This is a genomic window from Legionella antarctica, assembly GCF_011764505.1.
Classification (GTDB): Bacteria; Pseudomonadota; Gammaproteobacteria; order Legionellales; family Legionellaceae; genus Legionella; species Legionella antarctica.
Window position 1 is genome coordinate 1,553,930 of sequence record NZ_AP022839.1, and the last position, 23,830, is coordinate 1,577,759.

Here is a 23,830-nt window from a genome sequence, read left to right on the forward strand (position 1 = left end):
CGTTTAAGTCCATATCGTGAGCACACAGATCAGTAAAGAAATTGAGAGCTTCATCCTGATTTTCAAGCACACTAATTAAGTACATTAAATCAGGAAGAGCAGCGTGTTTTATGGTGGTAGGTAGTTTCACGTTATTGTATTAACACGCTATAATATGATTTAGACGATAATGATTATCTTTATTGTTGTCAATAATAAAATGAAGCCGAACGGACATATATGTGGCTTCTTTGACCTTAATCCTATAATAAGCAAAAATATCTTAGCTTGACGTCGATGGGGCAGTGCCCCGACATTATCTAATGTGTTATTCAATACATCCATAATTTTGCTGGTAGGATTCTAATTTTTTTACTTGTTCAAGTTCATTTTTGCTGTTTAAGTATTCAATTAAATCAAATAAATTAATAATAGAGTACACTTTAATTCTTTGATTTCTGATCTCGGCAAGGGTTGATTTTTCCGTTAAACCTCGTTCACATCTGTCCAGGGCAATAATTACTGCAGTCAGATTTCCACCATTTTCTTTTATTAAAGCTTGTGACTCTCTAAAAGCAGTTCCTGCAGTAATTACATCATCTATGATCACTGTTTTTCCAGTTAAAGGCCCTCCAATCAATTGACCTCCTTCACCATGACTTTTAACTTCTTTGCGATTAAAAGTTACAGTAATATTTTTACCCTGTTCAGCAAGAGCAACTGCAGTGGTGGTGGCAAGAGGAAGCCCTTTATAAGCAGGACCAAAAAGGTGTTCAAATTCAACTTTATTGTCTAAAAGTGTTTGTGCATAAAATTGGCCTAATTGAAGCAAAGCATTGCCTTGATAAAATAGTCCTGCATTAAAGAAATAAGGACTTAGACGACCGGACTTTAATTTAAACTCGCCAAACTGTAAAACCTGGCAATCCAGAGCTAATTTTATAAAAGATGATTTGGTATGATTCATTATTCATTCCTAAAACAAAAAATTATTGAAAACAAACACATATTTTGAAAAAAATCCTTAACAATCAATAAAAAACTGTTATGCTAATCAAAGTGTGCGTGATTGTTCGTGCATGGAGAAAGTGCTTATTATAGCGCAGATGACTCATAAGCAAGTGTTTTTTAGGGTCTTTTTCTGTTGTTCTAAAATGAGTAACTAAAGTATTCAAATAACGAAAAAAATGTAAAAAGCTTAAGACAAAGGGGATAGCTAATGTCGCAAAGAGAAATAGGCCATGTTAAATGGTTTAATGAAAAAAAAGGATTTGGATTTATTATTAATCAGCAAGGCGATGATATTTTTGTACATTACAAAGACATCCAAGGTGTTGGATTTAAAACACTTCATGAAAATGATCCTGTAACTTATGTGCTTGATAAAGGACCTAAAGGTCTTAAGGCACAGGAAGTTGTTGTAGCAACCGAATAATACCAATACAAGCCAGGTAATTTTGTCTGGCTTGTTGCTCCAATCAGTCCTATACCTGCTCCATCAAAAATAATTTCTGACTTTTTTTATCAGTGATAAAGAAATAGTAATGAAATATTGTCAATTTATACGTATCAATCAATATGTAATCTATACTTAAATAAGTTAGAAAATTACTACTACAATCAGCGTTTTAAGCTGAATGAGTCTATATTTCTATGACTAAAAATTTTGATCAGGAATAAATTTATAATTTAATAACATAGTGAGAGATCTACTCTCCCATAAAAAGGTAACGAGGGTACATTGCAAAAAAATCTATTCTACCTCATCTGGGGGATGAAATTATTATGCACTGTCAGCACTAGAGTTATCCTCTATACTATTTTATTTGCTGCTGCAAAACACAGTGCTCAACTTGATAAGTACTCTTGGATAGGGATAGCGGTTAATTTCTTTATTATCATTGCAGCATTATTAACTTATAAAATACTGGATAGATTTTTACTGCGCCAGGTATTCCAACTTATAGTATTCAGTCAGCTTCTGGTTGTTTTCCTCTTATCCCAGGTAGGGGTAAATATTCAAAATATTTACCCCATACTAATTATTATTAGTTTATTTATCTTTACTACCATTGAAACCAGTCTATTTGATAAATCAATCAAAATTCTTTTACCCGAAAAAATATGGAGCGTAGGTATATCACTTAGCTTGGTCATAACCTCTTTAAGTTATATATTGGCTCCACTTCTTGCAAATTTTTTGCAAAAAATGATATTGCCCTCTCAATTGTGTTGGATCACCATAGGGTTTTTAACTATTTACTTATTTGTACTCCATTTTATTAAAGACAATAGAAAAGCTTTAGGAACGTCAAACCAAAATTTAACAAATTTCTTTCGTTTCGATATACCAGAGAACAATAAAATTATTATTCAATTATTACTTTCATTTTCAATAGCAACGATATGGATAAATTTTATGACCCTTTTAGCCATACCTATTATCAGTTTTTACCACAGCCAACAATTTTTGAGTATAGTACTGGCAGTTAGTGGGGCAGGCCTGCTTTTTGGTGCACTATCCTTATCGTTCGTCACCGGGATACTTTGCTATATTAATGGATTATTTTTCTGTGTTCTTAGTACAGTAGCTTGTATTTTTATATTTCTTCTTCTTTGCGACAATTACTTTATTTGTCTGTTATCTGCATTTTCAGGCAGTGTTCTGTCCTACTGGGCTTATGGTTTATCGCAAAAAATAAGCCAATCCAAAATTGACTCAGAAAAATTGGCTGGCTTCTACATCCTACGCGGTGCATGTAGTGCTTTTTTATTAATAGTTTTTTATCTGGCTACAATTTTTTTCTCGGAAAATTTCACTCAACTATCATTGAGTATTCTCGGCTATTTAACTGTATTTAGTTTGATTTATACCTATATTTATATCCATCAGAAATACTATTAATAATGAAACCAAAACCCCAAAACCTGGTTTTTTCCCCCGATACGGAGCGAGGATTGATACTGATCACGGCTATGCCATTCGCTCCGAGCAGGATTATGAAATAATAAGATTACTATACAATAATTGGAGTGCCAAACCGATTAAGATAACCCCGGTAATTCGTTCAACCCAGTGACTGATTTTTTCAAACTTAGCTCTGGTTTTTTTGCCAGAGAGGCTAAAAGCTACGAAGGAAAACCAAAGCAAGGTTTCTATAAATAAGATTAAAGCTAAAAGTAACTTATTCGTTAGAGTAATATCTTTGGGAATAAGTACAGAAAATAAACTGACGCAAAAAAGCATTAGTTTGGGATTAAACAGATTAGTAAGCAAACCGGTTAAAAATGCGTTCATCGGTTTCAGATCGGTTTTTGAGTGTGCTCCGTTGATTTTGTCTAAATGACTTTGCGCTTTAAGGCTCTTGTATCCTATATATAAAAGGTATCCTGCTCCTAAATATTGAATTACATGCAGCAATACAGGAGTCTTGGTGATCAATAAAGCTAAGCCCAGAATAGTATAGCTAATATGGAATAAGCATCCTGAAGCAATGCCTAAAGCGGTTAATAAACCACTGCGTCGTGAGTAAATAAGACTGTTTCTGACTGTAATAGCAAAATGAGGGCCTGGACTAATAAGAGAAACAAAAAACAAAATAAGGAGAGGCAAGATGCTTGTAAACTGCGATATAGATGACATAAAAAATCCTTACAGCTTAAAATGAGTTTCATGCAAGTTCATAGCTGACTTTTAAAAGAGCTTGCTTCTGTTTACTTTGATGGGTGCAATTATTTTATAAAATAAATAGAAATATGAAAGTATTTTAATTAAATAATAAATTTTATGCAAATATTTAATGGAATTCTCTGCCTTTATTAGTTAAAATAGTATAAAAATGAAAGTAATTATAATAATGAGGTTATTATGGATTCTAATCCTATTGATTTATTAAGACACTTTTCCAGAAAATTAGTTCGTGAATTAGGAATGTTGCAACTGAATAAAGTCGATAAGAAAGAACAGCCATCTTATTGGCATGCTTTAATAGAGATTAATAAAGCATCTGATCTGACTATTTCCAAACTAAGCCAATTACTATTGGTTTCATTACCCACAGTTTCTCGCATTGTATGTGCATTAATTAAAAATGGATTAGTAACAATAAGAGAGGGATCAGACAAACGGGAAAGATTTCTAAGTGTTACAGAAAAAGGAAAAGACAAAATCTATTATATTGATGAATACTCTAATACAAAAATCAAAAGAGCCTTCTATTTTTTAACTATTGAAGACCGGGAGCAATTGATTCATTCCATTGAAAAATATGCTAATGCTTTGGAGCAAGGTCGAATAATTCGGGAGCAAGTTAAGATTTTAAGGCTTTCTACGTCACGTACTTTACGAAAACAAATAATTCATTTGATTGAACAAATCCAGGTTAATGAGTTTCATCTTCCTGTTACCTCGGAAATAAACGCTCCTATTCTTAAAGCAGAAGAAGAATATTGTTATCACCAATCCTGTAATTTCTGGTATGCCGTTGATGGTCAGGGTGCAATTATAGGATGTATAGGCCTAAAGAAATTAAATGAAACACAAGGTGAGATAAAAAAATTCTTTGTCATTCCAGAATACCGTGGGTTGGGGATAGCCCAACAATTAATGAATAACTTAATTAAAAATAGTATAAAACATGGTTTTACAAAGTTATTTCTTGGGACCGTTGAACAATTAAGAGCAGCTCGAAATTTTTATTTGAAAAATGGATTTACACCCATCGAGAAAGAATTATTACCTCCACAATTTAAATTGTCTCCAGTTGATACTCATTTTTATCTTGGGGACACTAAAGAAGTGGATAAAATACTGGGTAAGTTATTTTAGTCAGCAAGCTCAGATGTTCACAGCTGTTTCACTGAAGGCTTACTGGATGGAGTGAACTTGTTCACAAACTGCCGCTGTTGGTAAAAAATCCTTATCAAATCCATATTTCTTATTTACTTTATGGTATGACACCAATATTCTTAGTAATTTTTTATTTTTGTATTCCGAGGAGTTTTTAATGGGTTCAGGATATGTCTACCTATTGAAAGATAAAAGATTTTTGCCTCTTTTTCTTACTCAGTTTTTTGGGGCTTTTAACGATAATGCCTTCAAGCTAGCCATGCTTACCATGATAAGTTATCATTTAAGTCATACCCAAGCCCAATCCGAATATTATCAAGCTCTGGCTGGCGCTTTATTCATACTTCCTTTCTTTCTTTTTTCAGCAACATCAGGTCAGATAGCTGATAAATATGATAAAGCCTTAATTGTTCGGTTAATTAAAGTGGTTGAAGTAATTCTGATGATTACGGGCAGTTTTGCATTTTATTATGGTAGTATTTTTTTTATGATGTTGACTTTAACCGGAATGGGCATACATTCTGCTTTTTTTGGACCAATAAAATACGCTATTCTTCCTGATCATTTACCCAAAAAAGATCTGCTTAGAGCAACGGGTCTAATCGAAGCCAGTACTTTTTTAGCTATTTTATTAGGGACGACCCTTGGCACTTTAGCAGTTGGAACAACTAATGCGACTCCAATAATTGCTATTTTTATGACCATATTTATAGCTTTTGCGGGTTTGATTTCCAGTTTATTCATACCAAATGCCCCCTCGAGTGCTGTGAGTTTGAAAGTGGATTTAAACATTTGGCGAGCTACAATGATGATGCTGAAACTAGCCAGTAAAGAGAGTGGTGTTCTATTGGCTATTTTAACTATCTCCTGGTTTTGGCTTATTGGAGCTGTTCTACTTACCAAATTACCTGATTATACCCACTACGTATTAGGTGCCAATACCACTGTCTTTGCTGTATTTCTTGCGTTATTTTCCTTGGGTATTGCTTTTGGTTCTTTGTTGATTAATCGCCTGTTGCAAGGGCGCATTACCCTTGGTTTTGTTCCCTGGGCCATGTTTTTGCTCACTGTTTTTACTGTTGATCTGTTCTTGGCATCGCCTGTTGAGGAAGCTAAAACTCCACTTTTAACCTTGTCATCATTTTTTGCTTATTTTAACCACTGGCGTATAGCTTTTGATCTCTTTATGCTGGCCCTCAGTGCAGGTTTGTTTGTAGTGCCATTGTATGCTTATTTACAAGTTACCAGTCAGCCAGAAACCAGAGCACGAACTATAGCGGCAAATAACATTTACAATTCCCTGTTTATGGTTATGGGAACTTTGTTGGTTATGTTGTTATTGAAATTAAAAGTTGCTATCCCACAAGTTTTTTTAATCCTGAGCTTATTAAATCTTATTGCCGCATTAACTGTATGGTTTTGTTTAAGGAAACAGAAAAAAATTGTGGTAAGAGAAATATAATAACCTGGCCATAAAATAGCTCAGGTTATTGGTTTACATGTTTTTAGAGTTAGCAGGAGCAGGAGGAGAGGGATGATAAAAACTGATACTTCTGTTTTTTGCATAAGCTGATCGATTTGACGCACTTGCGTCTTCCTGTTGTTCATCTTGAGTTGATGAAGATTTTCCTGGTGTCGTGTTTCGAAGAGTAACTATTTCAATTTTTAGAGTGTCTTCACTATCAGCCAGATAACCGTTTATAGAACTCGTTTGATTGTCTTCTTCAGATTTTCCGAGACCCACAAAAGCGCGTTTTACAGATTCTTGCATCAGAGTACTGGTAACAAAATCAAATAATTCAGGACAAATTACCCCTCTTGCTAAAGGGATTATCAGGTTAATAAAAAAGCACCAGATATGTTGGGGGTAATTCTTGATAAACAAAACAGGTCTCAAGCAATGAGAGGTGATAAACGTAATTGCAACAATGGTAACGGTTTGACCAGTGTTCTAATGTTGTGTGGAGTACCGCAGTAGACTCAATACTAATTCTAGCTAATTTTTCTGGATACTTGTTGTATTTAACCAATCGCGTGCAGGCAGAAAATCTGTGTATAGTTTTGCTTCGGGACTATTTTCTTCGGGTTGCCAATTATACTGCCAACAAACTTCGGGGGGAAGAGACATTAATATCGATTCAGTTCTTCCTCCTGATTGTAAGCCAAACAAAGTGCCTCGATCATAGATTAAATTAAACTCGACATAGCGGCCGCGTCTGTAGTTTTGAAAGGCCTTTTCTCTTTGATCGAAAGGATGACACATGCGACGGGATACAATAGGAGAATAGGCTTTTATAAAATGATCGCCTATGCTTTGCATCAGACCGAAGCTATGATCAAAACTGATTTCGTTGTAGTCATCAAAAAATAATCCACCAACACCACGAGCTTCCTTGCGATGTTTAATATAAAAGTAATCGTCACACCATTGTTTAAACTTTGGATAAATCTCATTGCCAAAAGGTTGGCATGCTTGTTGCGCCATTTGATGCCAATGTTGACAGTCCTCTTCAAACCCATAATAGGGGGTTAAATCAAAACCACCGCCAAACCACCATACAGGATCAGCCCCTTCTTTTTCTGCAATAAAAAAGCGCACATTGGCATGAGTAGTTGGAACGTATGGATTAATAGGATGAATCACCAGGGATACGCCTAAAGCGCTAAAATTTCTACCAGCTAACTCAGGTCTTTGCGCAGAGGCTGAAGCGGGAAGTTGTTCACCGGATACGTGAGAAAAGCTGACCCCTGCCTTTTCAAATACTGCACCATTGGTCAGCACTCGAGTAATCCCGCCGCCGCCAGCTGGTCGCTCCCAGGCATCCTCAATAAAACTTGCATTTTTGTCTAAAGATTCAAGTGTAAAACAAATAGTATTTTGTAAGTGAAGGAGGTAAGATTTTATTTGAGGTAGTGCATTTGGTGGAAGCATTTTAGAGTGTGGCATGATGTATTCCAACTATTTGCCGATTTAATTGCTTTATTTTCTCATTTTTTCGAAATTGGCACAATGTTTGCTTTGGTTAAAGTAACTTAAAAACAGGAGTGTTTATGGCCCTTAATCTCGATTCTTATCTGGGGATTCATGCAAAAGCTCTGATAGCACGAGATCAACGTGCATCGCAGCTGGCAAATAATTTAGCAAATGCAAATACCCCAAATTATAAAGCGATGGACGTAGATTTTAATGAGTTGTTGGCTGCCAGTATGGGTGGTGACACTCAAAGCGTTCAAGTAACTGCACCCAATCATATAAATACCAATGTAGATTTTAGTGCCAATTTAAAGTATCGCACCACGAATAATACTTCCTTAGATGGAAATACGGTGGATAAGGATATAGAAACTACAGAATTTGCAAGGAATGCACTTAATTATCAGGCAACTTTGAGTTTCCTGGATGGTAAAATTAAATCTATGGTATTGGCATTGAAAGGGGAGTAATAATTATGTCGTTAAATACAGTCTTTGACATTGCTGGATCTGCGATGAGCGCAGAAACAACCCGTTTGAGTACCAGTGCAGAAAACATGAGTAACGCAAACGTATCCAGAGGAAGTCCGGAGGAAGTTTATCAACCAAAATATCCAATCTTCGAAACAGTTCAGGAGAAGCAAAGTCAATGGATGGGCGATCAGATAAAAGCGGGTGTTCAGGTTAAAGGAATTTATGAAAGTACTATCGAACCGACCAAACGATATGAACCCAACAATCCTGTTGCTGATGAAAAAGGTTTTGTTTACTCATCGAATGTGAGTTATGTTGAGCAGATGGCAAATGTGATTTCCGCATCTCGATCGTATCAAATGAACATCGAATTGATTAATACAACAAAGCAACTGATGCAGCGCACACTACAACTGGGTCAATAAGGGGAAAAGGATGACAACAAATTCAGTAAATGGGTCCAATTCTGCAGCAAACCTGGGTCTAACTCAGCAAGACTCTGCTTCAAGAACAAGTCTGGGGCAAAAGGATTTTCTACGTCTGATGGTGGCGCAAGTTCAAAATCAAGATCCGATGCAACCACAAGCTAATGGCGAGTTTCTATCACAATTAGCTCAGTTTAGTACTAATGATGGAGTAACGAAAATGCAGGAATCTTTACAGCAAATGGCCTCGTCATTACAGTCGAATCAGGCTTTGCAGGCTTCTGCTCTGGTGGGGCGTAAGGTTCTGGTTAACAGCGATCATCTGGGTTTGAGCACTGAAGGGGACGTAAAAGCCGCCATTGATATGCCCGCAGGTCTTAGTAACTTGACTGCCTCAGTATACTCGGAAAGTGGGGAATTGATAAAAACAATTCCTTTGGGACAACCAGATCCTGGTTTTTTTCAATTTGCCTGGGACGGTACTGGGGAAAGTAACCAACGTCTTGCGGCAGGTAATTATAAAATTTCTGTACGAGGTACCTACTCTGGAAAGGAGGTATCCTTAAATACAATGACCTCAGCTAATGTTGACAGTGTCAGTCTTGGTCAAAATGGAGAAGGCTTAAAATTAAATGTTGCTGGAGTAGGATCGGTCTCCTTAGATGAGGTAAGACAAATAACAGTATAGATTTTAAATCAATCTGCAGCCCCTTTATTACTAAAGGATTATAAATTATAAGCAGGAGGCTAATATGAGTTTTAATACAGGCTTAGGTGGTATTCAAGCAGCAAGTAAAGCTTTGGATGTAACCGGAAATAATATCGCTAACTCTTCAACCGTGGGATTTAAAAGATCACGAGCTGAATTTGCGGATGTTTATAATTATAATGCATACGGTGTAAGCAGAACGGCTGTTGGAGGTGGGGTAAGTCTGTCTCGAGTCAGTCAATCCTTTGCTACCGGTGATATCTATGGAACAAATAATGCTCTGGATCTTGCAATCAATGGATCAGGATTTTTTATTCTGAACGACCAAGGGGCTAAAGCGTATACTCGTGCAGGTCAATTTAGCTTAAACAATCAGAACTATGTTGTAAATGATAAAGACCAGCGTCTAACCGGATTGCTCGCTGATGATGTTGGTAATATCACTGGCGTTTCTGGTGATTTACAAATAAACACTGCGAACATAAAACCCAGGGCAAGCTCTACCGTGACAGCAGGTTTGAATTTGTACTCTGCAAGTACTCCACCTGGTGCAAATTGGACTGGAGGGGCTACACCGGTTAGCGATACGTATAACAATACTACTTCATCAACTATTTATGATAGTTTGGGTAATTCACATGTCTTAAGTATGTATTTTATAAAAGCCGATCCTGATGCATTAGCAGGCGCACCAAATGCTGCGTCACCTCCGGGCACACAGGGGCAATGGTATGTTGCTTTTCAAATAGATAATCAAGATGTTCCCGCCCTTGGTGGGCCAGGGAACACGGACAATCTCTTTAGAGCAGCTTTTAATCCCGATGGGTCTTTTGCAGGAGCCCAGGACACAACCAATACTGGATTACCCAATAATTTAATCCCTTTGACCATGAATCTTAATAATGGATCCAATCCATTAAGTATCAATGTTGATTTAACTGACAGTACTCAATTTGGCAGTGGCTTTGCTGTGCAATCAACCTTCAATGATGGTTTTACTACTGGCAGTTTGGCTGGGTTAGATATAGACATAACAGGCGTCATTTTTGGTCGTTATACTAATGGTCAGGCTATGGCTATGGGACAAATCCAGTTAGCCAATTTTGCTGATACCGGAAGCTTACAGAATGTGGGTAATACCAACTGGGCTGAAACAACGGGTTCTGGTCAGGCATTAATTGGTGTTGCTGGAACTGGCGGGTTGGGTTCAATTAATGCGGGCAATCTTGAGCAATCCAATGTTGACATCACCACTGAGTTAGTGGACTTGATAACGGAACAGCGTAATTTTCAAGCTAATGCTCAAACCATACGGACAGGTGATGCTGTGACCCAAACCATTATTAATATACGCTAGGAGATAAATGATGGATCCTATTCTGTATAAAGCCACCGGCGGAGGTCAGGCTGAGTTTAAGAAACAGGCAATGATCGCCAATAATTTGGCGAATGTTAATACGCCTGGTTTTAAAGCAGATTTATATCAAGCACAAACCATGTATATGAATAACAATGCTTCCAATGCAGGTAGTCAAACCTTTAATGTCCAGGGGCCTAATGGGATAGATCTAAGCCCTGGTGGAATAATTACTACAGGCCGTGATTTGGATGTCGCTGTTGATGGAAATGGATGGATTGCACTGAAAGACACTCAAGGCCAGGAAGTATATGCACGAGGAGGGAGTTTGCGTGTAGGGGTCAATGGCCAGTTAACTACTGCTTCTGGTAAGGCTGTCCTGGGGGATGGTGGGCCTATTTCCATCCCGCCCGCGCGATCTGTTGAGATAGGATCTGATGGAACCATTTCCATAATTCCGCTAGAGGGCGATGTCAATGAATTGGCAATATTAGACAGGATAAAGCTAGTTACCCTTGATAAAAATAATATAATTAAAAATGATGAGGGTATGATACAACTTAAGCAAGGAGCGAATGCACCTGCTGCTGATGGATCAGTCAAATTAATTAATGGCGCTATTGAAGGCAGCAATGTTAAGGCTGTAGAGCAAATGGTAGAAATGATCAGCTCTGGTCGAGAATTTGATGCCCAAATGAAAATACTATCAACAGTAGATGATAACTCTCAAAAATTGGCACAAATATTGCACGAGTAGTCCCATTATAATCAAGTATTATTGTAGGAGGCTTTAATGGAACCAGCATTATGGGTCAGTAAATCTGGCTTGGAAGCTCAAGATCAAACTATTGCGACCATTGCAAATAACCTGGCTAACGTTAATACGACAGGTTTTAAAAAAGGCAGAGCTATATTTGAAGATTTAATCTATCAGAACATGCGTCAAGCAGGCGCACAGTCTACTGCCAATTCGCAAATTCCTACCGGTATTAATATGGGAACCGGGGTGCACTTAGTCGCCACCGAGAAATTATTTGCTCAAGGTGGTTTGCAAAATACGCAAAATTCTTTGGATGTGGCTATTCAAGGGGCTGGATTTATGACCGTCATCATGCCTGATGGCACTTTGGCATATACTCGAGATGGTAACTTAAAATTAGATAACGCGGGTCAGATAGTAACCAGCAATGGCTACTTAATCCAACCCACGATGGCTATTCCTGCTCAGACTGAGAATATCACCATAGGTAATGATGGAACAGTGAGTGTTACGGTAGCAGGAAACAACGCACCTTCTGTACTGGGAAACATTCAATTAACCAATTTCATTAATCCAGCAGGATTACAGCCTGTTGGGCAAAACTTGTTTTTAGAAACTCAGGCAAGTGGAAATCCCTTGACCGATAATCCTGGTAACTCCGGGTTAGGTACTTTATTGCAAGGAAACCTAGAGGCCTCTAATGTCAACGTGGTTGAGGAATTGGTTAATATGATACAGGCGCAAAGAAGTTATGAGATTACTGCAAAGAGCATACAGACTGTGGATAGTATGTTGCAATATTTAAACCAAGCACTTTAAGCGGACTATAGTAATGAGATTATTTGATTGTGCCGTACTAACCTTGATTGGAGTTCTTTTAAGCGGGTGTGAGGCTTTAAATCCCCCAGTCCCTGGAGCAAGTCCCGATTATGCTCCTACTTATCCCGATACACCAGACCCAAAGCAACTCAGGAAGGTGAGTGGGGCAATATACAGCAACGAAACGGCCTTACCCCTTTTTGAGACGCCGAGAGCAAGGCATCCGGGTGATATATTGACCGTATTTTTGGTGGAAAAAACCAATGCGCAAAAGAATGCCTCCACTGTTCAAAGGAAAAATGATCAGGAGAAAATCGTTAATGCAGCTTTTTTAGGTAGACCCATTAGCCTGGGTAGTGGGTACAGCATGGACTTTGATTTAAATAATCAACGGCAATTTACCGGTCAGGGACAGTCGTTACAAAATAATCAAATGACGGGAAGTATCTCTGTTACAGTAGCGAAAGTATTTCCTAATGGGAATATGGCGGTACAAGGTGAGAAGTGGATTAACATTAATCAAGGAAAAGAATTTATCCAATTATCTGGTATCGTTCGTCCTCAGGATGTTAAAGCGGATAATTCGATTACTTCTGATCGAGTGGCTAATGCCAGAATTTCTTATGGTGGTACTGGTCAAGTGAATAATGCAAATGCTCAAGGTTGGTTAGCACGCTTTTTGTGGAGTCCGTTATTCCCAACTTAAATTGGATTTAGGCTATGGATGCATCCAGGTTTCATAGACTCAGGCTTGGATCCACCGTCATTGAGAGCCTGCGAAGCAATAAAGAGTCATTGTTTGGTTGTTGCTTGAAGTTCACAATGACGAGAGATTATATAATATTAGTAAATAGTTAACTCGAAATAACAGGACTGAAAATAATAACTTCTACAAGGACAGTAATGCGGCGACAAAGGCTGATTATTACAGGGTTTTTAGCATTATATTTGACTATCGGTCAGGTTTTTGCTGAGCGGATTAAAGATATTGCTACTCTGGCTGGAGTGCGTATTAACCAGTTAGTTGGCTATGGTCTGGTAGTCGGGTTAAATGGCACCGGGGATAAGTCCGGTACGAAATTTACGGAAGACAGTTTTGCCAATATGTTAACTCAGTTAGGGGTAAACATTCCTCCGGGACTCAAACTCAATTCAAAAAATATTGCTGCGGTAATGGTTACTGCAAGTTTGTCCACTTTTATGAAAAAAGGGCAAAATATGGATGTTAATATTTCATCTGTAGGTGATTCAAAAAGTTTATTAGGCGGCACATTACTGCTTACTCCACTTAAAGGAGCTGATGGTCGGGTTTATGCCATGTCTCAAGGGAATGTGGTTGTATCGGGGATAAGTGCTTCTGGAAGTGACGGTTCAAGCGTTACTGTAAACGTACCTAGTGGGGGGCGAATTCCAAATGGAGCTACCGTAGAAGCAGATATTCCCAATCCTTTTTATTTTTCAAAATCACTTACTTATAATTTGCATAGCCCTGATTTTACGACTGCCAAACGGATGAGTGATGCCATAAATGAATTGATGGGACCAGGAACAGCAAGAGCTATGGATGCTACTTCTGTCGTAGTGACTGCCCCTAAAAAATTGAATCAACGGGTAGATTATGTCTCCGTTCTTGAAAATATAGAGTTTAAACCGGGAGAGCCAAACGCTAGAATAATTATTAATGCACGAACGGGAACTATCGTGATATCAAGTAATGTGATCGTGAAATCTGCTGCAGTATCGCATGGTAACCTGGTAGTTAGTATTACGGAGACCCCAGTGATTAGTCAGCCTAATGCTTTTGCAGGAGGTCGAACAGTTCAGACACAGCAATCACAAGTTAATGTGGACCAAAAAAATAATCACGCATTCGTGCTCCCCAAAGGAACCACATTGAAAGATATAGTCAGAGGAATTAATGCTGTAGGTGCTACTCCAGCCGACGTGATATCCATACTTGAAGCACTGCAACAAGCAGGTGCATTAACTGCAACGTTAATAGTTATTTAAAGGTGATAAATATGAAGTTTCAAAGTATTGCTACCAGCGACTTTCAAGGTTTAAATGAATTAAAAGTTCAGGCAAAAAATGATGCAAAACAAGCTCTGCCAGAGGTTGCAAAACAGTTTGAAGGGATTTTTTTACAGTCAATGCTTAAAACTATGAGAATGGGACAACATTTTCTTGATGAATCCAGCCCCTTTAGTGGAAAGAATCAGGCAACATTTCAAGAAATGCTGGATGCACAATATGCTAGCAATATTGCTAATTCTAAGGGTATAGGTTTTGCTTCCATGCTTGCAAAGCAGTTACAAGGGTATGTCGGTGGGGACGATCATAAAACCTCAGATACTGCCCAAGCGAATGTCCCAAATACTTCCTTTCTTAACAAGGCAACAGAAGCAACAGATTCATCCATTAAGGGTATTGATGACTTTATCAAAGCTATTTGGCCTAAAGCAAAAGAAGCTGCATCAGTGATGGGACTTGATCCAAAGATTTTGATTGCTCAAGCAGCCTTGGAAACAGGGTGGGGCAAGTTCATTGCTAAAGATGCTGATGGATCGAGCAGTAATAATTTATTTAATGTTAAAACTGGGAATAATAAAAATCTTGAATCGATTAAAGTTAAAACAACCGAGTTTATTGCCGATACACCTATTAACATGACCGAGTCTTTTAGAAAATATTCATCAATAGAACAAAGTTTTAATGATTATGTTTCCCTAATTAAAGGAAGCGAGCGTTATCAAAGTGCCCTGGCACATGCTGGAAACCCGGAACTTTATGTCAATGAATTACATAAAGCGGGCTATGCCACAGATCCAATGTATGGCAATAAGATCTTATCGATTTATCATGGAGATGATTTGAATCAAGCAATGCAACGATGCGGGATATCAGAGCAGGTTTGATCATTTAAAACTAAATACTTGGTTTAGGGAGTGAACGAATATGTCCATACTGAGCATAGCCAATTCAGGATTGAATGCCTTTCAAACCGCATTAGCTGTAACTGGCAATAACATAACAAATGCTAAAACCAGAGGTTATTCCAGACAAACTATTAATTTTAATCCAAGTCTTTCTCAACGTTACTCCAAATCCTTTATTGGTACTGGGGTAACAGTGGCTTCAATTTATAGGAATGCTGATCAATTTGCTAACTTTCAAGTCAGAAATACTCAAAGTTTTAAATCGCAATATGAAGCTTTTTATCAACAGGCTTCACAGATTGATAAATTAATTTCTCAAGATGGGACCAATGTTTCCGCATCATTACAATCATTTTTTGATGCCCTGAGTCAACTAAATAATTCACCTGATACAGCGGCTTCCAGGGATGTTGCTTTGAAACAGAGTCAATTATTGGTGCAACAGTTTAACTTTTTACAAACGAAACTGGATGAATATCAAAATAATTCGACTGCTCAAATTTCACAAGCCGCACTTCAAATAAACCAAATAACACGGGGTATTGCGGCTGCCAATCAGCAGCTAATGGGATCAGCTAACTCCCCTGAGTTACTCGATCAACGAGATGAGTTATTAAAAGAATTATCCCAATTTGTTGATGTAACCACCTTTGATCAGGGGGATGGAACAATCAGTGTGGGTATTGCCACTGGGGAAATGCTGGTATCTGGAACTCAACAACGAGACCTGGTTGTTTCTTCTGAGCAATCAAATGTATTAGGTACCAAGGTTCTTTTGGGCAATGGTGCTGGTCAACTGGATATTACCTCAAAATTAAACTCAGGCATGATTGGCGGATTGTTGAATTATGAGCAAACCGTATTAGGACAGGCCAGCCAAATGCTAGGACAAATGGCTATAGGTTTGTCGCAGACCTTTAATGCCCAACATCAGTTAGGCATGGATATGAATAATCAACTGGGACAAAATTATTTTACTGATTATAACTCAATTTCCCAACAGTTAAATCGTTCCATTCCTTCAGGCATTAATACGGGCACGGGAGTGCTGTCTGTAAATATCTCGGATATAGCACAAACTCAGTTAAGCGATTATGAGTTGGTAGTTAGTGATGTACTTACAAATCAGATAAGGTTAGTGCGTCAATCAGATGGCACTTCAACGACACTTAACTGGTCTAGTAATCCCCCCGCACCTCCTGCAGGGCAAGTAGTTATTGATGGGATGACCATAACTGTAGATGATATTGCCAACCTTGCCAATAATGATACTTTCAAGCTTACCCCCACTCGTGGTGCGGCGAAAGACTTGGAGTTACAAATTACAAATGCCCGCCAAATTGCCATGGCTTCACCAGTCCGTACCTCGGCTTCCTTAAGTAATTCTGGCATAGGGGAGATCTCTTTAGGAACAATATTTAATACATCGGCGGTATCGAATCAATATAGAATTGAATTTATCTCGGATACTCAATTTAATCTTGTGGATGTAACTAACAGCACGACTACAGGACCGCACCCCTTTGTTCCGAACACTGAAAATACCATCCAGATACCAGATTCTGTTAATCCCTCCTATTCAGTGGTTTTATCAGGCCTGCCAAAAGCAGGAGATGAATTTTCCTCAAATTACAATACTGGAGGAATTGGGGATAACCGTAATGGTTTATTACTTGCCGGCATACAGGGAAATAAATTTTTTTCTGGGGGTACTGAAAGTATTTTTGATAGATATTCCGATTTACTTGTAGATGTAGGTGGTCAAACCAAACTGGCAAAAAATAGTTATGATGCCTCCGAAATATTGTTTCAACAGGCTGTTGGTTATCAGGAAAGCATTAGCGGGGTTAATTTAGATGAAGAAGCAGCGAATTTATTAAAATTTGAACAAGCCTATGAAGCGGCTGGGAAGTTAATGAGTGTTGCCAGCCAGATGATCAATGTTCTATTTGATATGATGAGGTGATAAATGCGTATTTCAACGAACCAGATTTATCAACGTGGATTAAACAGTTTATTAGTACAACAAGAAAAAGCATCAAAACTGCAAGAGAGGCTGGGAAGCGGACTAAGAGTAGAATCACCTGAGGATGATCCTATTGCTGCTGCTCAAATTGAACTGATGAATCAACGAATTAGTACTACTGAATCCTTACAAAAAAATCGACAAAATGCAGTTAGTGCGCTTAGTTTGGAAGAGGGTATTTTAGGAAATACGGTTAATGCGTTACAGCGTTTAATGGAAATCCAGGTTCAAGCCGGAAATGCGGCTTTATCTGAAGCCGATCGGAAGTCTTTAGCTGTTGAAGTCACTAATCTCTTGAGTCAACTTAAGGATTATTCCAATACAAAAGATATCAATGGCAGTTATATGTTTAGTGGCGGCCAATCAGCAACCCAACCCTTTTCTATAAATGGTTCTGGACAATTTATCTATAATGGAGACAGTTCACAGCGCTATCAGGCGGTAAGTGGGAATTTACACATTGCAATCAGTGACACTGGGGATGACCTCTTTATGCGGATACCTGATGGTAATGGGCTGTTCTCTATTTCCCAAACAGTCGCTCCTCCCAACACAGGCACAGCATCGGTGAGTTCTGGGGCAGTAGTGGATACAGCTGCTTATGTACCTGATGATTATACTATGAGTTTTGCTCTCAACACCCAGGGAAATCTGGTGGTCATGGTTAGTGGCACTGCAAGTGGTAATGTAATCCCACCCTCAGGATTACCTGATGATGCGCCATTATATCAGGATGGTTCAACTGTTAGTTTTAATGGTATGGAAATGACCGTGAGTGGTGTGCCACTTCCCGGTGATTCATTTTCTATTAATCCTGCGCAAAATCAATCCATTTTTACAACGGTACAGAACATGATTGCCAATTTGAATCTGCCTTTTGGAACTGCAGTGGAAAAGGCAGCCACATTAACAGAAAACAATCAATTACTCGCTCAGTTAAACAGTGCAACCAACAATATTTTATCATTTCAATCAGATGTAGGAGCCCGCTTAAATCAACTGGATCTGGTGGACGATATAAACAGTAATTTACTCTTGGTAAGTCAAGACGCACGGAAAAAATTAAGAGAGATTGATCCAACAGCTGTAGCAACAGAATATAATATGCAATTAATTAATCTGCAAGCCGCACAACAGAGTTTCGTGCGTATCCAGGGGTTATCTGTTTTTAATTATATATAAAAAGCTCAGTTTTCGTTTGGTTTTGCGTAGGCACTCATTTTTTATCCTGATTTTTAAGCTATTCTATATATGTTAATATAATAGCGTTTGAGTTATGTATGAAAACGGACGCTTTAATTGGTTATAATACCTCAAGCTTTGATTAAATTTAATAGGAATAAAAAACAGGAGAAAGGATATGAGTAACCAACCTGTAGTAGAAACACTAAAATCAGTTTTAGCTGATACTTACATGCTGTACCTTAAAACTCAGAATTATCATTGGAACGTTGATGGGCCTCGCTTTAAAGATCTGCACATGATGTTTGAAGAACAGTATAAGGAACTTGCCGAAGCCATTGATACCGTAGCCGAGTTAATTCGTGGACTTGGCGAGAAAACTCCAGGTACATTTGATGCCTATAATAAGAAAACCATCATTAAATCCGGGGACGAAAGTGCCACTGCTGAGCAGATGGTAAAAGAATTATTGGACGATCAAGAGGCAATTCAGAAAACGTTACATAAAGCTCTTGATGCTGCACAAAAGACAAACGATGAAGTGGTTGCCGGTTTTCTGATTGAGCGGTTAACTGTCCATCGTAAAACTGCCTGGATGTTAAAAAGCAGCTTGTAATAGGAACTTCATTATCTCCATGAACCAGTCGTTTTACGCACTAATGCGTTCAACTGGCGTCCCGGGCAGGATTCGAACCTGCGACCTGCCTTAGGATGGGGATTTACTAAACCAATCACTGAATTTATTCGTTATTAAATAGTATTGAGGGATTTTATTCTAAAATAATAGGTTCAATAATTAGTTGTACATCATAATGCTCTTTAATTTGTGTTTGTATCCAATCAGCAAATTCCAATAACTCTGAATGATGAGCACCACCATAATTTACCATAATCAATGCATGCTGCTGGTAAATGCCAACATTACCTTGTCGCGATCCTTTCAGACCTAAATTATCAATAAGCCATCCTGCTGATAGTTTAAGTTTATCGGGATTGGGTGTGGGGTATATAGGTAAAGTAGGGTGTTGAATACATAAATTCTGCGCCATTTTCTTTGATATAACGGGATTATGGAAAAAACTACCTGCATTACCTAGCTCGTTGGGGTCGGGCAATTTACTTTGACGAATTTTTATAATTATATTACGCAAATCATATGGTGTTGGATTAGTTAAAGATGAAATTTTTTGCGCAACATCACCATAATGTACATTAATATTAGCCTCCGCTGATAAAGTAAACGTGACGTTAATAACGATAAAACGCGAATTATTTTTTAAAATACTGTTCCGATAACTAAATTGGCATTCACTGTTGCTAAGATTAACCAATTTTGCAGTTTGAAGATCAAATACCAAAACATTTTTTATAAAATCTTTAACTTCGATTCCATACGCGCCAATATTTTGAATTGGCGATGCTCCCACCGTGCCGGGGATTAAGCTTAAATTTTCTAACCCAAAAGCACCATGAGTATTACAATAAGCTACAAGCTCATCCCAGTTCTCACCTGCCATTGCTGTAACAATTTGTTCTTGCCCAACCGTATTAATTGTAATGCCACGTAACTCATTATGAATAACTAAACCTTGATATCGAGTGGGTACAATTAAATTACTGCCTCCTCCCAAGACAAAGAATTTTGGAAAATTAGAAATAACTTCTCTAATTTCAGCTAGCTGTTGGATTTTATTTAAGACAACATAGTGAGATGCTGTTGATTTTAAGTGCAATGTATTTAAGGGAGTTAAATCTATATTCTCTAGTATGTTCAGCATCGGTTGCCAGTCAGTGTTTATTAATTATCTATTATCGCGAGTTTAGTTTTGAGGTGCAATGGGATTCTGATGTACAACTCACGAAAATGTTATGCATTTAAAAGCATAAGAAGTGACGTGGTCAATGAATTTGGACACACCAGTTAAGAGATAATGACTTAACTGGAGAGAACAATGGCTAGGAGAAAAAAATATTTAAAAGAGTTCAAACTGGATGTGATTAGTCTGGTTACCAACCAGGGTTACAGCCGCGCAAAAGCAGCGCGCAGTTTATCCATTAACCCCACTCTTCTGAATCGCTGGATAAAAGAAAACGAATCGGATGATGAGCAAGCCTTCAGGGGGCATGGGAAATTAACAGCAGATCAGCTTGAAATACGCCGTTTACGCGAAGAAAACAAAAGGCTCAAGCTGGAGAAAAAAAATCTTGCTAAAATTACACTTTATTTAGGTCTTCCATAATAGGATTATGAGACTTTTCCAAGCTCTCTTCATCTAACGTTGATTATTTCTATTGCATACGCAATTGCTGAAGGAATAGTATCAAAATCACACTACTTGCAAACTAAAATTTGACCTATACAGTTGAACTCTGTCTAAAATTCATGATTTTGTCTTTTTTTGATGTTTGCATCAGCAGTTACCTATTAATCTTAGTAACTGTATATTTTTTAAAGCAATTTGCTCTCGTTCATTTTTTTTTAATTACATTAGTGCTACGATCATGCCCAAAATTAACTATTTAAATTAAGGAAAATATATGGCAACTAGTACAAAAGAGATGATGAAGCTATTGGCACAAATGCACCTGAATTCTTACTCCGAAACAACTACTATTACTTATGAAAATGGAAAAAAAATTATTGTAACTCAACGTAGTGGCATTCATAACAACATATGGGAGAGTAATGGTTATCGCTATTCATTAGATGATCCAACAGCAGCTAATTGTATGTCAGGAAAAGACAGGGAACAATTGTGGGCTATATGTGATGATAAAGCTAAAGATTCGGAATTATATCGTAAGTATGCGCTGGAACGACTAGCAATAGCAAAAATTGATTTAGAAGATTTGTATTATCCTGAATTAAAGCTCTTAGTAATGTAAGCGCCAAAGCAACCCCATCTACACAGGACAAGTGAATTAACTCAAACTCCTTTAAATTACAAACAAAGGAGACATGAGTATGAGTTCAAATCGACAGGCCTATTGGTCAGAGCAAAACAGCCTCTGGGAATCAAGTGGATTAGCGCAACCAAAATTTTGTGAACAACAAGGTCTGGTATATAAGCAATTTGTTTATTGGCGCGGAAGACTTAATAAAAAGATCTCCGGGAACGCTGAGCCGAAGCTGTTGAAGGTATCAACGACCCCAGCACGTGAACTATCCCAAGTTAAAGCTGCGCCGACATCCTGTCTGGAAGTTATCCTACCTACGGGTATTAAATTGCACATTAAAACTGAAGCAGACATCAGCAAAGCCAGTGCGCTTATCCAGCTATTAGGCGATGCACGATGATATCATTTGACCAGCAGCAGATTTATTTATACAGCCAGCCCATAGATATGCGCAAATCAATTAACGGCTTGAGTTATATTATTAGTGACCTATCGAGCCATATAGTACAAGATGGTTCACTGACTCTATTCTATAATCGGGCTCGTGATAAAGTGAAGTTGCTGTACTGGGACAAGAATGGCTTTGTCCTGATTTATAAACGTCTGGAAAAAGGCCGGTTTAAAATCATAAAATATGATGAAAATATGGATGTTGCAACACTTGATAACAAGCAATTAAGTTGGTTATTGGCAGGCCTTGATTATGACCTGATGGCTCAGAATAAAGCCCTTGATTACAGTGGTTTTTATTAATGAAACGTGTTGGTTTTATTGGTGTCATGGGTCACGATTACTAGCCCACCCTCTGGCCACTCAAAGTAGCCCACTTAGGGTAAATTTTTTTAACTCACTTGTCATCTACTAAATTAAATTTCGGTATAAATTTTTTCCTGTATGACTCCCCATCAAGAACAATTCGATAAGCTTTATTTACGATACGATCTAATGCTGCGTTTGCCATAACCGGATCATAAAATAGCTCCATCCATCCTTCTATTTTACGGTTAGTAGTTATAATTAGCATAGAGTTTACATGGATAGCTGCTATTAAATCATACAGATCAGTGGACTGTTCTGGCGATAATGCTTTCAGCCCGAAGTCATCTAAAATAAGCACATCGTATCGTGAGTAACGTTTAAAAAGCGCAGTCCATGTTTCATCCGCTCTTGCTTGGTGGAACTGATTTAACAGTTCATTCGCTCTTATAAAGCAGACTTTTTTATGTCGTTGACATGCCATTAGACCCAGGGCTTGAGCCAGGTGAGTCTTTCCGGTGCCAACAGGTCCCATGATGATGACATGGTTTTTTTCTTTGATAAACTTCCCTGTCATCAGGGTGCGGATGGCTTGTGTGACTTGTGTTGAATATCGAGCCAGTTCAAAATTTTCAAAACACTGAGGCTCCTCAAATCGAGCTTGCCTTACACGCCCAGCAAGCAATTTTTGTTGACGAGCCTCATCCTCATCCTGAAACAACATTGAGAGCAACTCTTCATAAGAGAGGGACGCTGCGCGAGCCTGTTCTACTCTTGCTAGCAGTGTGTCTGGGATCCCTGTCAAACGTAGTTTTTTTGCAAGCTCTAACATATTGATATCACTCATAATGAGCCTCCATCGTTGAGCTGTAATCACTTGCTGCGCGAATATAGGCAAAGTTCTCATGATTGGCCGAGCGCTTAGTGGAGAATGTTCTCGTGTCTTTTTTATCCAGGCCTTCCGTGAGGATTTTTTTCAATGATTGATGAGTATAATTATCAAATAAAATCGCGCGTAAACATGCATTTTCAAGGCGCTCATTACCGTATTCCTCAACCAAGCGGATGATAGCCTGGGCTTTTCTTAAGCTCGTTCTAGAGCCTTCAGCCAGTACCTTTGTGACCATTTCCTCCGTTGCCTGACCAATTGCTTTGGCCGCTTCAATACAAACGCCAGCAGTATTTTCTAAGTAATACTTTGCAGAATTATGGTAGTCATTGGGATCCGTTTCCCACTGTCCACGCCCGTAGTTACGAATATGGGTCTTAATCAAAGCATGATTCACATAGGCCTGAACGGTCTTCAAGCCAACTCTAATTTTAACCTTTGTCCCGATATGTATCGTTGGCACAGAATAAAAATTACCAGCAACAACAAAATGATGGTCACGATGAACTTGAGCATCCATCCAAATGGGCATATCAAAAGCGCCTGCTGGCAGTGGGTTTAATAAATTAAATTCTTCATTTTTAAATACGTCAATTGGCTTTTCACCAGTGGTACTGCAGATGACGTGCGATACCTTATTAGCGCACCAATCACGTGCAAAGGCGTTCCGATAGTGTCGCTAAGCTCGTGATTGATTTTAGCCATCCATGGCTGAAATCGACTCGCAAACGCGACAAGTATGCCTCCGGCGGCCCTGGCCGTCCTGTGTCCGCTTGTTTTTTCACCCCATTCGGGGTT

26 protein-coding genes and 1 pseudogene are annotated in these 23,830 nt (G+C 38.3%); 20 read left to right on the top strand and 7 right to left on the bottom strand.

Features of this window, described 5'->3' with window-relative positions; genetic code table 11:
* Positions 1 to 307 precede the first annotated feature (307 nt).
* The gene (gene pyrE, locus HRS36_RS07470; RefSeq protein WP_173236816.1) at positions 308 to 946 is read right to left on the bottom strand and encodes an orotate phosphoribosyltransferase; all 639 of its coding nucleotides are present in this window, start codon (positions 944 to 946) and stop codon (positions 308 to 310) included.
* A 252-nt stretch (positions 947 to 1,198) separates the two neighbouring features.
* Between pyrE and HRS36_RS07475 the strand changes: the two genes are divergently transcribed.
* Positions 1,199 to 1,414 (top strand): cold-shock protein, encoded by a 216-nt coding sequence (locus HRS36_RS07475; RefSeq protein ID WP_173236817.1) that lies wholly within the window; start codon positions 1,199 to 1,201, stop codon positions 1,412 to 1,414.
* Between the two features lie 306 nt (positions 1,415 to 1,720).
* Positions 1,721 to 2,884 carry a hypothetical protein gene (locus tag HRS36_RS07480; RefSeq protein ID WP_173236818.1) on the top strand — a complete coding sequence of 388 codons (1,164 nt, stop codon included), beginning with the start codon at positions 1,721 to 1,723 and terminating at the stop codon, positions 2,882 to 2,884.
* A 93-nt stretch (positions 2,885 to 2,977) separates the two neighbouring features.
* Here the strand turns inward: HRS36_RS07480 and HRS36_RS07485 are convergent, their stop codons facing one another.
* The gene (locus HRS36_RS07485; protein ID WP_173236819.1) at positions 2,978 to 3,622 is read right to left on the bottom strand and encodes a LysE family translocator; all 645 of its coding nucleotides are present in this window, start codon (positions 3,620 to 3,622) and stop codon (positions 2,978 to 2,980) included.
* A 225-nt stretch (positions 3,623 to 3,847) separates the two neighbouring features.
* Here HRS36_RS07485 and HRS36_RS07490 point away from each other — a divergent pair, with 225 nt between their 5' ends.
* Together HRS36_RS07490 and HRS36_RS07495 are read left to right on the top strand one after the other, a co-directional pair.
* On the top strand, positions 3,848 to 4,807 hold the full coding sequence (locus HRS36_RS07490) for a bifunctional helix-turn-helix transcriptional regulator/GNAT family N-acetyltransferase (protein ID WP_173236820.1): 960 nt from the start codon (positions 3,848 to 3,850) through the stop codon (positions 4,805 to 4,807).
* Positions 4,808 to 4,985: 178 nt separating this feature from the next.
* Positions 4,986 to 6,290: an MFS transporter gene (locus HRS36_RS07495; RefSeq protein WP_173236821.1), complete on the top strand. Its 1,305-nt coding sequence runs from the start codon at positions 4,986 to 4,988 to the stop codon at positions 6,288 to 6,290.
* 33 nt (positions 6,291 to 6,323) lie between these two features.
* On the opposite strand, the gene HRS36_RS07500 is transcribed toward HRS36_RS07495, so the two are convergent.
* Both HRS36_RS07500 and hemF read right to left on the bottom strand, forming a co-directional pair.
* Positions 6,324 to 6,713, bottom strand: a complete 390-nt coding sequence (locus tag HRS36_RS07500) for a hypothetical protein (protein ID WP_173236822.1) — start codon at positions 6,711 to 6,713, stop codon at positions 6,324 to 6,326.
* A 111-nt stretch (positions 6,714 to 6,824) separates the two neighbouring features.
* Entirely contained in the window at positions 6,825 to 7,775 is a 951-nt protein-coding gene (gene hemF, locus HRS36_RS07505) for an oxygen-dependent coproporphyrinogen oxidase (RefSeq protein ID WP_173238489.1), read from the bottom strand.
* Positions 7,776 to 7,879: 104 nt separating this feature from the next.
* Between hemF and flgB the strand changes: the two genes are divergently transcribed.
* The 12 genes from flgB (at position 7,880) to HRS36_RS07565 (ending at position 19,105) form a co-directional block, all read left to right on the top strand.
* Positions 7,880 to 8,272, top strand: a complete 393-nt coding sequence (gene flgB / locus HRS36_RS07510) for a flagellar basal body rod protein FlgB (RefSeq protein WP_173236823.1) — start codon at positions 7,880 to 7,882, stop codon at positions 8,270 to 8,272.
* A 5-nt stretch (positions 8,273 to 8,277) separates the two neighbouring features.
* A complete protein-coding gene (gene flgC / locus HRS36_RS07515; protein ID WP_173236824.1) occupies positions 8,278 to 8,700 on the top strand; it encodes a flagellar basal body rod protein FlgC in 423 nt (140 codons plus the stop codon).
* A gap of 10 nt (positions 8,701 to 8,710) precedes the next feature.
* Complete coding sequence (locus HRS36_RS07520; RefSeq protein ID WP_173236825.1) at positions 8,711 to 9,388, top strand: flagellar hook assembly protein FlgD; 678 nt, start codon at positions 8,711 to 8,713, stop codon at positions 9,386 to 9,388.
* A gap of 64 nt (positions 9,389 to 9,452) precedes the next feature.
* Complete coding sequence (gene flgE / locus HRS36_RS07525; protein WP_173236826.1) at positions 9,453 to 10,766, top strand: flagellar hook protein FlgE; 1,314 nt, start codon at positions 9,453 to 9,455, stop codon at positions 10,764 to 10,766.
* 10 nt (positions 10,767 to 10,776) lie between these two features.
* Complete coding sequence (locus HRS36_RS07530; RefSeq protein WP_173238490.1) at positions 10,777 to 11,523, top strand: flagellar basal body rod protein FlgF; 747 nt, start codon at positions 10,777 to 10,779, stop codon at positions 11,521 to 11,523.
* Between the two features lie 36 nt (positions 11,524 to 11,559).
* On the top strand, positions 11,560 to 12,345 hold the full coding sequence (gene flgG, locus HRS36_RS07535) for a flagellar basal-body rod protein FlgG (protein WP_173236827.1): 786 nt from the start codon (positions 11,560 to 11,562) through the stop codon (positions 12,343 to 12,345).
* 13 nt (positions 12,346 to 12,358) lie between these two features.
* Complete coding sequence (locus HRS36_RS07540; protein WP_173236828.1) at positions 12,359 to 13,051, top strand: flagellar basal body L-ring protein FlgH; 693 nt, start codon at positions 12,359 to 12,361, stop codon at positions 13,049 to 13,051.
* A gap of 197 nt (positions 13,052 to 13,248) precedes the next feature.
* A complete protein-coding gene (locus tag HRS36_RS07545; RefSeq protein WP_173236829.1) occupies positions 13,249 to 14,355 on the top strand; it encodes a flagellar basal body P-ring protein FlgI in 1,107 nt (368 codons plus the stop codon).
* An 11-nt stretch (positions 14,356 to 14,366) separates the two neighbouring features.
* Positions 14,367 to 15,260 (top strand): glucosaminidase domain-containing protein, encoded by an 894-nt coding sequence (locus HRS36_RS07550; RefSeq protein WP_173236830.1) that lies wholly within the window; start codon positions 14,367 to 14,369, stop codon positions 15,258 to 15,260.
* Between the two features lie 40 nt (positions 15,261 to 15,300).
* Positions 15,301 to 17,247: a flagellar hook-associated protein FlgK gene (gene flgK / locus HRS36_RS07555; RefSeq protein WP_173236831.1), complete on the top strand. Its 1,947-nt coding sequence runs from the start codon at positions 15,301 to 15,303 to the stop codon at positions 17,245 to 17,247.
* Positions 17,248 to 17,250: 3 nt separating this feature from the next.
* The gene (flgL, locus tag HRS36_RS07560) at positions 17,251 to 18,489 is read left to right on the top strand and encodes a flagellar hook-associated protein FlgL (protein ID WP_173236832.1); all 1,239 of its coding nucleotides are present in this window, start codon (positions 17,251 to 17,253) and stop codon (positions 18,487 to 18,489) included.
* A gap of 178 nt (positions 18,490 to 18,667) precedes the next feature.
* A complete protein-coding gene (locus tag HRS36_RS07565) occupies positions 18,668 to 19,105 on the top strand; it encodes a Dps family protein (RefSeq protein ID WP_173236833.1) in 438 nt (145 codons plus the stop codon).
* Between the two features lie 154 nt (positions 19,106 to 19,259).
* On the opposite strand, the gene murB is transcribed toward HRS36_RS07565, so the two are convergent.
* A complete protein-coding gene (gene murB / locus HRS36_RS07570; protein WP_173236834.1) occupies positions 19,260 to 20,267 on the bottom strand; it encodes a UDP-N-acetylmuramate dehydrogenase in 1,008 nt (335 codons plus the stop codon).
* Between the two features lie 174 nt (positions 20,268 to 20,441).
* On the opposite strand from murB, the pseudogene HRS36_RS07575 reads away from it, so the two are divergent.
* From HRS36_RS07575 to tnpB, 4 genes and pseudogenes are all read left to right on the top strand, one after another.
* A pseudogene (locus tag HRS36_RS07575) lies at positions 20,442 to 20,702 on the top strand (transposase); the annotation flags it as partial.
* A gap of 325 nt (positions 20,703 to 21,027) precedes the next feature.
* Positions 21,028 to 21,375 (top strand): hypothetical protein, encoded by a 348-nt coding sequence (locus HRS36_RS07580; RefSeq protein ID WP_173236836.1) that lies wholly within the window; start codon positions 21,028 to 21,030, stop codon positions 21,373 to 21,375.
* Positions 21,376 to 21,454: 79 nt separating this feature from the next.
* Complete coding sequence (gene tnpA / locus HRS36_RS07585) at positions 21,455 to 21,787, top strand: IS66 family insertion sequence element accessory protein TnpA (RefSeq protein WP_173236269.1); 333 nt, start codon at positions 21,455 to 21,457, stop codon at positions 21,785 to 21,787.
* The gene (gene tnpB / locus HRS36_RS07590; protein ID WP_173236292.1) at positions 21,784 to 22,140 is read left to right on the top strand and encodes an IS66 family insertion sequence element accessory protein TnpB; all 357 of its coding nucleotides are present in this window, start codon (positions 21,784 to 21,786) and stop codon (positions 22,138 to 22,140) included. Before tnpA ends, tnpB begins: the two co-directional genes overlap by 4 nt.
* Positions 22,141 to 22,234: 94 nt before the next feature.
* On the opposite strand, the gene istB is transcribed toward tnpB, so the two are convergent.
* Both istB and HRS36_RS07600 read right to left on the bottom strand, forming a co-directional pair.
* Complete coding sequence (gene istB / locus HRS36_RS07595; protein WP_173235440.1) at positions 22,235 to 22,990, bottom strand: IS21-like element helper ATPase IstB; 756 nt, start codon at positions 22,988 to 22,990, stop codon at positions 22,235 to 22,237.
* Positions 22,983 to 23,564: a Mu transposase domain-containing protein gene (locus HRS36_RS07600; protein ID WP_173235513.1), complete on the bottom strand. Its 582-nt coding sequence runs from the start codon at positions 23,562 to 23,564 to the stop codon at positions 22,983 to 22,985. The genes istB and HRS36_RS07600 overlap by 8 nt, the downstream gene beginning before the upstream one ends.
* Positions 23,565 to 23,830 lie beyond the last annotated feature (266 nt).

Bases quoted from the DNA above. Each gene is read 5' to 3' on its own strand.
- pyrE (WP_173236816.1), bottom strand. From the start codon at position 946: ATGAATCATACCAAATCATCTTTTATAAAATTAGCTCTGGATTGCCAG.
- HRS36_RS07475 (WP_173236817.1), top strand. From the start codon at position 1,199: ATGTCGCAAAGAGAAATAGGCCATGTTAAATGGTTTAATGAAAAAAAA.
- HRS36_RS07485 (WP_173236819.1), bottom strand. From the start codon at position 3,622: ATGTCATCTATATCGCAGTTTACAAGCATCTTGCCTCTCCTTATTTTG.
- HRS36_RS07490 (WP_173236820.1), top strand. From the start codon at position 3,848: ATGGATTCTAATCCTATTGATTTATTAAGACACTTTTCCAGAAAATTA.
- HRS36_RS07495 (WP_173236821.1), top strand. From the start codon at position 4,986: ATGGGTTCAGGATATGTCTACCTATTGAAAGATAAAAGATTTTTGCCT.
- hemF (WP_173238489.1), bottom strand. From the start codon at position 7,775: ATGCCACACTCTAAAATGCTTCCACCAAATGCACTACCTCAAATAAAA.
- flgB (WP_173236823.1), top strand. From the start codon at position 7,880: ATGGCCCTTAATCTCGATTCTTATCTGGGGATTCATGCAAAAGCTCTG.
- flgC (WP_173236824.1), top strand. From the start codon at position 8,278: ATGTCGTTAAATACAGTCTTTGACATTGCTGGATCTGCGATGAGCGCA.
- HRS36_RS07520 (WP_173236825.1), top strand. From the start codon at position 8,711: ATGACAACAAATTCAGTAAATGGGTCCAATTCTGCAGCAAACCTGGGT.
- flgE (WP_173236826.1), top strand. From the start codon at position 9,453: ATGAGTTTTAATACAGGCTTAGGTGGTATTCAAGCAGCAAGTAAAGCT.
- HRS36_RS07530 (WP_173238490.1), top strand. From the start codon at position 10,777: ATGGATCCTATTCTGTATAAAGCCACCGGCGGAGGTCAGGCTGAGTTT.
- flgG (WP_173236827.1), top strand. From the start codon at position 11,560: ATGGAACCAGCATTATGGGTCAGTAAATCTGGCTTGGAAGCTCAAGAT.
- HRS36_RS07540 (WP_173236828.1), top strand. From the start codon at position 12,359: ATGAGATTATTTGATTGTGCCGTACTAACCTTGATTGGAGTTCTTTTA.
- HRS36_RS07545 (WP_173236829.1), top strand. From the start codon at position 13,249: ATGCGGCGACAAAGGCTGATTATTACAGGGTTTTTAGCATTATATTTG.
- HRS36_RS07550 (WP_173236830.1), top strand. From the start codon at position 14,367: ATGAAGTTTCAAAGTATTGCTACCAGCGACTTTCAAGGTTTAAATGAA.
- flgK (WP_173236831.1), top strand. From the start codon at position 15,301: ATGTCCATACTGAGCATAGCCAATTCAGGATTGAATGCCTTTCAAACC.
- flgL (WP_173236832.1), top strand. From the start codon at position 17,251: ATGCGTATTTCAACGAACCAGATTTATCAACGTGGATTAAACAGTTTA.
- HRS36_RS07565 (WP_173236833.1), top strand. From the start codon at position 18,668: ATGAGTAACCAACCTGTAGTAGAAACACTAAAATCAGTTTTAGCTGAT.
- murB (WP_173236834.1), bottom strand. From the start codon at position 20,267: ATGCTGAACATACTAGAGAATATAGATTTAACTCCCTTAAATACATTG.
- HRS36_RS07580 (WP_173236836.1), top strand. From the start codon at position 21,028: ATGGCAACTAGTACAAAAGAGATGATGAAGCTATTGGCACAAATGCAC.
- tnpA (WP_173236269.1), top strand. From the start codon at position 21,455: ATGAGTTCAAATCGACAGGCCTATTGGTCAGAGCAAAACAGCCTCTGG.
- tnpB (WP_173236292.1), top strand. From the start codon at position 21,784: ATGATATCATTTGACCAGCAGCAGATTTATTTATACAGCCAGCCCATA.
- istB (WP_173235440.1), bottom strand. From the start codon at position 22,990: ATGAGTGATATCAATATGTTAGAGCTTGCAAAAAAACTACGTTTGACA.
- HRS36_RS07600 (WP_173235513.1), bottom strand. From the start codon at position 23,564: ATGCCCATTTGGATGGATGCTCAAGTTCATCGTGACCATCATTTTGTT.